The organism is Citrobacter sp. Cpo089, from assembly GCF_030332695.1.
Lineage (GTDB): Bacteria > Pseudomonadota > Gammaproteobacteria > Enterobacterales > Enterobacteriaceae > Citrobacter > Citrobacter portucalensis.
Genome location: NZ_JAOWHJ010000033.1, coordinates 1 through 9,601, shown reverse-complemented (window position 1 = coordinate 9,601; position 9,601 = coordinate 1). Strand labels below are relative to the sequence as shown.

10 protein-coding genes and 6 tRNA genes are annotated in these 9,601 nt (G+C 48.9%); 9 read left to right on the top strand and 7 right to left on the bottom strand.

Annotated elements, in window-relative coordinates; translation table 11 throughout:
- The 6 genes from OGX92_RS23445 to OGX92_RS05275 all read left to right on the top strand — a co-directional run.
- A partial coding sequence (locus OGX92_RS23445; protein ID WP_071528444.1) for an IS1 family transposase occupies window positions 1-62 on the top strand: 62 nt, incomplete at its 5' end.
- A gap of 180 nt (window positions 63-242) precedes the next feature.
- On the top strand, window positions 243-638 hold the full coding sequence (locus OGX92_RS05295) for a DUF302 domain-containing protein (protein WP_003834908.1): 396 nt from the start codon (window positions 243-245) through the stop codon (window positions 636-638).
- A 230-nt stretch (window positions 639-868) separates the two neighbouring features.
- A complete protein-coding gene (locus tag OGX92_RS05290) occupies window positions 869-1,138 on the top strand; it encodes a YdgH/BhsA/McbA-like domain containing protein (RefSeq protein WP_008785396.1) in 270 nt (89 codons plus the stop codon).
- A gap of 325 nt (window positions 1,139-1,463) precedes the next feature.
- Complete coding sequence (gene xapA, locus OGX92_RS05285; protein WP_003834904.1) at window positions 1,464-2,297, top strand: xanthosine phosphorylase; 834 nt, start codon at window positions 1,464-1,466, stop codon at window positions 2,295-2,297.
- Window positions 2,298-2,353: 56 nt separating this feature from the next.
- Entirely contained in the window at window positions 2,354-3,610 is a 1,257-nt protein-coding gene (locus OGX92_RS05280; RefSeq protein ID WP_003834901.1) for a nucleoside permease, read from the top strand.
- A 98-nt stretch (window positions 3,611-3,708) separates the two neighbouring features.
- Window positions 3,709-4,593 carry a LysR family transcriptional regulator gene (locus tag OGX92_RS05275; RefSeq protein WP_063942024.1) on the top strand — a complete coding sequence of 295 codons (885 nt, stop codon included), beginning with the start codon at window positions 3,709-3,711 and terminating at the stop codon, window positions 4,591-4,593.
- Between the two features lie 151 nt (window positions 4,594-4,744).
- Here the strand turns inward: OGX92_RS05275 and OGX92_RS05270 are convergent.
- The 4 genes from OGX92_RS05270 to OGX92_RS05255 form a co-directional block, all read right to left on the bottom strand.
- Window positions 4,745-4,820: transfer RNA gene (locus tag OGX92_RS05270), tRNA-Lys, on the bottom strand.
- Between the two features lie 4 nt (window positions 4,821-4,824).
- Window positions 4,825-4,900: transfer RNA gene (locus OGX92_RS05265), tRNA-Val, on the bottom strand.
- Between the two features lie 47 nt (window positions 4,901-4,947).
- Window positions 4,948-5,023, bottom strand: a tRNA-Val gene (locus tag OGX92_RS05260).
- 46 nt (window positions 5,024-5,069) lie between these two features.
- Window positions 5,070-5,145, bottom strand: a tRNA-Val gene (locus OGX92_RS05255).
- A 258-nt stretch (window positions 5,146-5,403) separates the two neighbouring features.
- Between OGX92_RS05255 and gltX the strand changes: the two genes are divergently transcribed.
- Window positions 5,404-6,819, top strand: coding sequence for a glutamate--tRNA ligase (gene gltX / locus OGX92_RS05250; protein ID WP_003834898.1), 1,416 nt, complete (start codon window positions 5,404-5,406; stop codon window positions 6,817-6,819).
- A 56-nt stretch (window positions 6,820-6,875) separates the two neighbouring features.
- Here the strand turns inward: gltX and OGX92_RS05245 are convergent, their stop codons facing one another.
- On the bottom strand, window positions 6,876-7,268 hold the full coding sequence (locus OGX92_RS05245) for a MerR family transcriptional regulator (protein ID WP_003834896.1): 393 nt from the start codon (window positions 7,266-7,268) through the stop codon (window positions 6,876-6,878).
- Window position 7,269: 1 nt separating this feature from the next.
- Window positions 7,270-7,632, bottom strand: coding sequence for a YfeC-like transcriptional regulator (locus tag OGX92_RS05240; protein WP_003028277.1), 363 nt, complete (start codon window positions 7,630-7,632; stop codon window positions 7,270-7,272).
- 221 nt (window positions 7,633-7,853) lie between these two features.
- On the opposite strand from OGX92_RS05240, the gene OGX92_RS05235 reads away from it, so the two are divergent.
- Together OGX92_RS05235 and OGX92_RS05230 are read left to right on the top strand one after the other, a co-directional pair.
- Window positions 7,854-7,929 (top strand) — tRNA-Ala (locus OGX92_RS05235).
- 42 nt (window positions 7,930-7,971) lie between these two features.
- Window positions 7,972-8,047, top strand: a tRNA-Ala gene (locus tag OGX92_RS05230).
- A gap of 147 nt (window positions 8,048-8,194) precedes the next feature.
- On the opposite strand, the gene OGX92_RS05225 is transcribed toward OGX92_RS05230, so the two are convergent.
- Window positions 8,195-9,552 (bottom strand): IS3 family transposase gene (locus OGX92_RS05225; protein ID WP_174785198.1). Its coding sequence is split into 2 segments (ribosomal slippage): window positions 8,195-9,090 and window positions 9,090-9,552, totalling 1,359 coding nucleotides; the frame shifts between segments, so codons are not numbered across the junction.
- Window positions 9,553-9,601: the final 49 nt, after the last annotated feature.

Here is a 9,601-nt window from a genome sequence, read left to right as displayed (position 1 = left end):
AATCGGTGGAGCTGCATGACAAAGTCATCGGGCATTATCTGAACATAAAACACTATCAATAAGTTGGAGTCATTACCTAATGAGCGTAAGGTAGTGAACACGCTTCCGGTAGACAACAACCCAAATGGTATCAGCTGGGGCTCTGTCGAAGTGACGCCTAAATAACTGTGCTAGCATTTATCAATACCCGTCATTCGCTGGCGGGTATTTTCATGAATATTCTATAAATAAAGGAACAACAGATGAGAAAGCCGGAGCGGACAAAAACGCTGCCTAGTAAGTTCAATTTTGATGATACTGTAAACAGACTCGTCAGCGTATTGAATGCTAAAAATATTCGTATTTTTGTGCAGGTTGATCAACAGCAAGCGGCAACGGATGTAGGTCTTGCTCTGCGACCGACGATGTTATTTCTGTTTGGTAACCCAAAGGGTGGTACTCCTGCCATGCAAGCAAATCCTCATGCGGCAATAGAGTTACCCCTACGGGTGGTTATTTGGCAGGATGACAATGGTGATACCCATATAGATTATCAGGATGCAAGTACTGTTCTGGAGTTTGATTATGGTGTTGCACATAATATTGTTGCTCCAGTTAGCATTCTGGCAACTCTTCTTAACGAAGTGGCCGGTAATTAATTGCAAATAGCACTAAATTCCTCGCGGATATTTAGTGTTATTTTTCTGCGTTTATTATGAAAGTATTTAACCCGCTATAATAAACCTATTGAACAATACATATGATGTTCATTACTCTTCAATGTTTGTCGATTCGTCTATTTTATAAATTGAAGGGTTTTTGTTTGCAATATTATGTAGAAAGTATATCTTGACGCTCAAATATTAATATGTAAGTTATGAGGATAGTTATGAAAAAGACATTAGTCACATCATTGGCCGCTTCTTTGTGTTTTCTCAGTCTGTCTGCCTTTGCTGCTACAGAAATCTCGCAACAAGAAGCCAATAGTTTAAAGCATGTCAAGTCAATCACCGTAACGGAAAATACGGTGAATCAATGTATGCACAAAATTTCGAAAATGGCAGATAAAGAAGGTGCTGATTTCTTTGTCATTAAGAACTTCTCTTCTATAGGCAATGGTTCTCAGGCTGTAGTGACCAGCGAACTCTATAAAAAGTAAACAGCAGTTTCCCCCGTTTTGATTATTGATTAGCGAAAGTGCGTTGTTATACCTGCTTTCGCTTATTAATAATCAACAAATGTTTGTCAGTCATTCTCAGGGCGGGCTTTGTCAGCCCACTCGTCTGACGAATTCCAGATATGTTGGTACTCCTTGCCATTTCTGGCAGAAAAAAAATGTGAGTTCAGGCTGATTTAGCACATACCATCTATACCGATTTACTATCGGTAATCGGGATAAACGGTATTGGTAATCGATTGCGTAGTCTCGCTATAACAATGCGGTACGCTACGTTATTTCGATTACTCAGTATTAAGGACATCTCATGAGCCACTCTCTTTTCTCGCAAAATCCCTGGTATAGCGCTGATATCATTCGTGGTTACAAACCGGATTTTACGCCGCGCGTAGCCTTTATCCTCGGCTCCGGCCTGGGGGCGCTGGCGGATCAAATTGAGGATGCGGTTGCCATCTCTTACGAGAAACTACCAGGGTTCCCGGTGAGTACCGTACACGGTCATGCTGGTGAACTGGTATTGGGAAATCTGGCGGGAATTCCGGTGGCCTGTATGAAAGGACGTGGACATTTCTATGAAGGTCGCGGTATGACGGTGATGACGGATGCCATTCGTACGCTGAAGCTGCTGGGATGTGAGCTGCTGTTTTGCACCAATGCCGCAGGCTCTTTGCGTCCCGAAGTCGGACCGGGTAGCCTCGTGGCGCTTAGCGATCACATCAATACGATGCCGGGTACGCCGATGGTAGGGCCAAACGATGAGCGTTTTGGTGAGCGATTCTTTTCATTGGCGAATGCCTATGATGCTGACTACCGTGCGGTCCTGCAAACTGTTGCCGCTGAGGAAGGATTCTCGCTGAGTGAAGGGGTTTTTGTCTCTTATCCGGGGCCGAACTTTGAAACCGCGGCAGAAATCCGCATGATGCAAATTATCGGTGGCGACGTGGTGGGGATGTCGGTGGTGCCTGAAGTTATCTCTGCGCGCCACTGCGGTTTGAAAGTGGTTGCGGTGGCGGCCATCACCAACCTGGCGGAAGGTCTGGGTGATGTTAAATTATCTCACGCGCAGACGCTGGCTGCGGCGGAACTCTCCCGGCAGAATTTCATCAATTTGATCTGCGGATTCTTGCGCAAACTGGCCTGAATAACTAAAAAATGACCCCGCTTGCGGGGTCTTACTTTATGGCAAGGAACGGAAAAATGGGTATCGCATCTCGCTTAAAGCTCATGTCGTTTTTGCAATATTTCATCTGGGGAAGCTGGTTGGTAACCCTGGGTTCCTACATGATTAATACCCTGGATTTTACCGGTGCGAACGTCGGTATGATTTACAGTTCGAAAGGGCTAGCGGCGATTATCATGCCGGGCATTATGGGCATCATTGCCGATAAATGGCTACGCGCCGAGCGCGCCTATATGCTTTGTCATCTTGTATGTGCGGGCGTGTTGCTATATGCCACAACCGTTACCGATCCGCAGACCATGTTTTGGGTGATGCTGGTTAACGCAATGGCGTATATGCCGACGATTGCGTTATCGAATAGCGTCTCATACTCGTGTCTGGCACAATCGGGTCAGGATCCGGTCACCGCGTTCCCGCCAATTCGTGTGTTTGGCACCATAGGGTTTATTGTGGCGATGTGGACAGTCAGTTTGATGGGACTGGAACTGAGCAGCGCGCAGTTGTATATCGCTTCAGGGGCATCGTTGCTGCTGGCTCTGTATGCGCTTACGTTGCCGAAAATCCCGGTTGCTGAGAAGAAAGCAAACACCACGCTTGCCAGCAAGCTCGGTCTGGACGCCTTTGTCCTATTTAAAAAACCGCAGATGGCAATCTTCTTTTTGTTTGCGATGATGCTGGGGGCGGTGTTGCAAATCACCAACGTCTTTGGCAATCCGTTCCTGCATGATTTTGCCCGTAACCCGGAATTTGCCGACAGCTTTGTGGTGAAGTATCCCTCCATATTGCTTTCCGTTTCACAGATGGCGGAGGTGGGCTTTATTCTCACTATTCCGTACTTCCTTAAACGCTTTGGCATAAAAACGGTGATGCTGATGAGCATGCTGGCATGGACGCTGCGCTTTGGCTTCTTTGCCTTTGGCGATCCGTCGCCGTTTGGTTTTGTGCTGCTGCTGATGTCGATGATCGTCTACGGCTGTGCGTTTGATTTCTTCAATATCTCGGGATCGGTATTTGTCGAGCAGGAGGTTAGCTCTAACATTCGCGCCAGCGCGCAAGGGCTGTTTATGACGATGGTAAACGGCGTTGGCGCGTGGGTGGGATCAATCCTGAGTGGTATGGCGGTAGACTATTTTTCTGTCGATGGTGTCAAGGATTGGCAAACTATCTGGCTGGTGTTTGCCGCGTATGCGCTGGCTCTGGCGGTTATCTTTGCATTGTTCTTCAAGTACAAGCATGAGCCTGAACGACTGGCACAGAAATCACCGGCACATTAACACTCCATTGGCGGCGGGATCTGATACCCGCCGTTTCATTTTCTGCGAGGCAATGTGGTAACTTTGCGCATTATCCTTATTTCAGGAGCGCATTATCCATGGAACGCACGCACCGCATCGATCTGAAGTTACTGCGTTATTTTCTTGCTGTCGCAGAAGAACTGCATTTTGGACGTGCTGCTGCTCGCCTGAATATGTCGCAACCGCCGCTCAGTACCCATATTAAAGAGCTGGAGCAACAGCTCGGCACTTTGCTATTTATCCGTCATTCCCGCAGCGTGGCGTTAACTCACGCGGGAAAGATATTGATGGAAGAGTCGCGCCGACTGTTATCCAGTGCCAATCAGGCGCTGGCGAGAGTGGAGCAAATTGGTCGTGGTGAGGCAGGGCGAATTGAGCTTGGCGTTATCGGTACAGCGATGTGGGGAAAAATGCGTCCGGTGATGCGGCGTTTTATGAAGGATAATCCCAATGTTGAGGTGCTGTTTCGCGAGAACATGCCCGCGATGCAGATGACGATGCTGGAACGGCGTGAACTGGATGCGGGAATTTGGCGGATGGCTATGGAGCTTTCTCCCGGTTTTACCAGTTTGCGTTTGCATGAGTCCTCTTTTCTGGTTGCCATGCCGGAAGAACATCCTCTTACTGCCTGTGAGTCCATACCGCTGGAGGCGTTGAGAAATGAATATTTTGTCACAATGCCTTCCATTCATACTGACTGGGCATTTTTGCAGCGAGTTTGCCTGAGTGCTGGATTTTCCCCGATGATTATTCGTGAGGTGAGGGAGCCGCAAACGGTGCTGGCGATGATCAGCATGGGGATTGGTATTACGTTAATTGCTGACAGCTATGCGCAGATGAATTGGCCTGGCGTGGTATTTCGACCGTTAGAGGAACGTATTCCGGCGGATTTGTATATTGTGTATGACCAACAGCAGGCGACACCCGCGCTGGAGAAACTGGTAGCGGCATTGACGATGTGATGTCTGTGCCGGATGGCGACTAACGTCTTATCCGGCCTGCGTGTGTCAGGGGCGTCTGTAGGCCTGATAAGCGTAGCGCATCAGGCGATGCAGGTTCGAATCTTATAAATCGCAGATAGCAAAAAGGCGCCTTTAGGGCGCCTTTTTACATTGGTGGGTCGTGCAGGATTCGAACCTGCGACCAATTGATTAAAAGTCAACTGCTCTACCAACTGAGCTAACGACCCGAAGTGGTGGGTGATGACGGGATCGAACCGCCGACCCCCTCCTTGTAAGGGAGGTGCTCTCCCAGCTGAGCTAATCACCCACTTCGGTACTTCAATTTTATTGTAAGAAATCCAGCTGTCGAGAAAGTGGTGGGTGATGACGGGATCGAACCGCCGACCCCCTCCTTGTAAGGGAGGTGCTCTCCCAGCTGAGCTAATCACCCACTTCTCAATTTCTTACTCTACACGGCGGAGACTACATAAAGTAGTTGGTGGGTGATGACGGGTTCGAACCGCCGACCCCCTCCTTGTAAGGGAGGTGCTCTCCCAGCTGAGCTAATCACCCCCGCTGTGTGGAGTCGCATTATAGGGAGAGTTGAAAATGAGTCAACGCATTTTCTAAAGAATTTGTTCGTTCGTCGTAAATTTAAACAAAACGATCGCAAATCAATCCATGCAGCATGATTTGTATACGAAAATGGCAAAGCGTGATGTTCCAACCTGAACAACATTGAGGAATCAGACCACAGTGATAGAATACGAGCCTGATAATCTTCCCAGGATTTGCCGGTTGTCGGCATCTTTATAAACGTAAGGCCATTTCATGAAAATCAAAACTCGCTTCGCGCCAAGCCCGACAGGTTACCTGCATGTCGGTGGTGCGCGTACTGCTCTATATTCCTGGCTTTTTGCACGTAACCATGACGGTGAGTTTGTGCTGCGTATTGAAGACACCGATCTCGAACGCTCCACTCCGGAAGCTATTGAAGCCATTATGGATGGCATGAATTGGCTGAATCTGGAATGGGATGAAGGCCCGTACTTCCAGACCAAACGTTTTGATCGCTACAACGCCGTGATTGATGAGATGCTGGAAGCCGGTACCGCGTATAAATGCTATTGCTCCAAAGAGCGTCTGGACGCACTGCGCGAAGAGCAGATGGCAAACGGTGAGAAGCCACGTTACGACGGTCGCTGCCGCCACGGCCATGAGCATCATGCTGCTGATGAACCATGCGTGGTGCGTTTCGCCAACCCGCAGGATGGATCCGTTATTTTTGACGACCAGATCCGTGGGCCGATCGAATTCAGCAACCAGGAGCTGGACGATCTGATCATCCGCCGTACTGACGGTTCCCCGACCTACAACTTCTGTGTTGTTGTCGACGACTGGGATATGGAAATCACTCACGTTATTCGTGGTGAAGACCATATCAACAACACTCCGCGTCAGATCAACATCCTGAAAGCGCTGAATGCGCCGGTGCCGGTTTATGCACACGTGTCGATGATCAACGGCGACGACGGTAAAAAACTCTCTAAACGTCACGGTGCGGTCAGCGTTATGCAGTATCGCGACGACGGTTACCTGCCGGAAGCGCTGCTGAACTATCTGGTGCGTCTGGGCTGGTCCAGCGGCGATCAGGAAATCTTCACCCGTGAAGAGATGATCAAACTGTTCTCCCTTAGTGCGGTGAGCAAGTCTGCCAGTGCGTTCAACACCGAAAAACTGCAGTGGCTGAACCATCACTACATTAATTCGCTGGCACCAGAATATGTGGCAACGCATCTGCAATGGCACATTGAGCAGGAAAATATCGATACTCGCGTCGGTCCGCAGCTGTCTGAGCTGGTTAAACTGCTGGGTGAGCGCTGCAAAACGCTGAAAGAGATGGCGCAGAGCTGCCGCTACTTCTACGAAGACTTTGCTGAGTTCGACGCGGATGCAGCTAAGAAACACCTGCGTCCGGTAGCGCGTCAGCCGCTGGAAGTGGTTCGCGATAAGCTGGCTGCTATCAGCGAGTGGACGGCAGAAAACGTGCACCACGCGATTCAGGCAACCGCTGATGAGCTGGAAGTGGGTATGGGTAAAGTTGGGATGCCGCTGCGCGTAGCCGTAACCGGCGCGGGTCAGTCTCCGGCGTTAGACGTCACGGTGCATGCGATTGGTAAATCACGCAGCATTGAGCGTATTAATAAAGCGCTGGCGTTTATTGCTGAGCGTGAAAGCCAGCAGTAAGATCGGTTGAGCGATGAAACAACGGCAGGAGCGCATCCTGCCGTTTTTTTTGCCTGTTATTCAGACTCATCAATACCCAGACGGGTAAGGAAAGTGCGAATACCTTCGCGCGAAATATACATAGCCAGCTTTTCTTGTTCCGTTGGGGACATGTTGTCCAGTGCGCTGATTATCTGGCGACAGGCGTGGCTACGCACCACGTGGGTATATTCTGCCAGCGGCTCCTCAGCCTGATAAATTTCAGGGACTTTGCGAAAAGCCGGAATATTGAGCAGAAACGTACGGACGCTGGAGTCGATATGGATCAGCCTTGCACGACCCCCTTTAACGCCGGGAAACTTTTCGGTGGTCCAGTTTTGTTCTCTGATCCAACGATTGACGGTTTGTTTGGCAACCCCGAGACATTCCGCCAGTTCTTCGGTCGTCATTTTGCTGCGTAATTTTTTCATATTATTTGTTGTCGCGGATCCCTAAGCGTTGTAACAAACCCGTAATGCCTTCACGCAGGATCAGTGACGTAAACATTTTTTGTTCTGACGGAGTCATCTCTTTGGCGAGCCTAATCAGTAGAGCTTCGATAGAGGTATCGCCGGATAACGATAAATTATCTGATAAACCTTCGGCTGAACGCTCAGCACTGCGAATGTATTCACGAACTTGTTCGGTGACGTGAACCAGACGCGCTTTACCGCCCTGTACGCCTGGTTTTGGTGATGTAGCCCAACCCTCCTTGCGCACCCATTTATTGATGGTCTGTCGGCTGTATCCGGTCAGATTAGCAAGTTCTTCTGGCGTCATCCGTTCCTTGAACATAACGATTCCCTGAATAGTCGTGGGGTTAATTAGTGGCTCATTTTATAGCACCATTTTAGTAGAAACCGTGACGCGTTTAACTACTGAATGCGAGTTGTTACGCAATGTTCTTCATTTGACTGCTTTTTCAGCGATTGAATTCTATGAGTTAATTTTGCCGTTGACACACGCGAAGGGAATTCATATGATGCCGCCCGTCAACTCGACAAGCTTTACGTAATGGGGCTATAGCTCAGCTGGGAGAGCGCTTGCATGGCATGCAAGAGGTCAGCGGTTCGATCCCGCTTAGCTCCACCAAATTTAATCCCAATAAATTTGGTACGTACGTAATAGCATCGTGGGGCTATAGCTCAGCTGGGAGAGCGCTTGCATGGCATGCAAGAGGTCAGCGGTTCGATCCCGCTTAGCTCCACCAAAATTTAAACCCTCGCTGAAAAGCGGGGGTTTTTTGTTTCTGTTTCCTACCTGTTCTTATCCTGTATCTCTTCGGTTTGCTGGATAGCAGGCATAAAAAAACCGGGGAGAAGAATTGAACTGACCCCATAATGTTGGACAGTTTATTTTAAGCGGTTATCTGGGCCTGGGTTCGGTACTCTACCGGACTCAGGCCTTTCAGTTTCTGTTTTATTCTTTCATGGTTGTAATAGTGGATGTAGTCATCGATAGCCATGCGCAACTCGCTGATATTCTTGTGTTCCGTGAGGTAAAAACACTCAGATTTCAGTGTGCCGAAGAAGCTCTCCATCACTGCATTGTCATGACAGTTTCCCTTTCTTGACATGCTCTGTTTTAGACCCGCCTCCTTTAGCCGGTTCTGATAATGCGCCATCTGATATTGCCAGCCCTGATCTGAGTGGAGCAGCGGGTATTCGTTTTTGCCCAGTACAGATATAGCCTTCGACAGCATGTTATCCACCATCGACAGAAGAGGACGGGACTCCATCTGATACGCTACTATTTCTCCGTTATACAGATCCAGAACCGGGGACAGATACAGCTTTTCTCCGCTTATTTTAAATTCCGTGACATCTGTTACCCACTTCTGGTTGGGTTTATCCACACTGAACTGCCGGTTCAGTACATTACCCGCAACTTTCCCATGCCGGCCTTTGTAAGAGTTATATTTCTTCCTTCTGATACAACAGGTTAAATCTAACACCTTCATTAACCTCTGAACCGTTTTATGGTTCAGTAAGCTTCCTTCCCGGCGGCCAGCCAGCGTGATTCGCCTGTATCCATACCGTCCTTTATGTTTATGGAACAGCGTTAAAATATGCTGCTTATCATCGGCATATTTGTCTGGTTTTTTACCGTTGGCCAGTTGCCAGTAGAACGTGCTTCTTGCCAGTCCTGCAGCTTTTAACAAGCGTGCAAGAGGGAACTTCAGCCTTAACTCATTCACGACCTGCGCTTTATCCCGCGTCCTGACGTGCTTCTTTCCCTGAGTAAGGCCTGCAGCTTTTTTAGATATGCCACTTCAGCACGCAGTTGTTCAAGTTCCTCACGTTCATCCGGAGCAAGGGGGGTCTGCAAAGGAGGGACGGGGTGATTCTCAGGGCGTTCTGGCATCGTTTTTTTCCTGCGTCGACTGTCTGTAAGGGCTTCTAATCCCCCTTCATCATACAGTCGTTCCCACTGACTAACAGTGGAAAAGGCAGGGATAGTGAATTTTGCACAGACTTCGCGAACAGACAGCTGGTGTTCACGCATATGCAGGATAACGGACTCTTTAAAAGCAGGAGAATAGGTGAAATGCCGGGTTGTAAGCCCGGCTTCGCCATGGAGCTTCCAGGCGGCAGACCATTTACGAACGGCACTGTGATCGATACCAAAACGTTTTGCAGTCGCCTCCTGTCCTTCCAGCCCGGAAAGATAGTGCTGCACAACCTCAAGCTTGAAGCTGAGAGAATACTTGCTCATAAAAAACTGCACCTTACTTCGTTGGGTGTCCAACTTTTTGGGTGCAGTT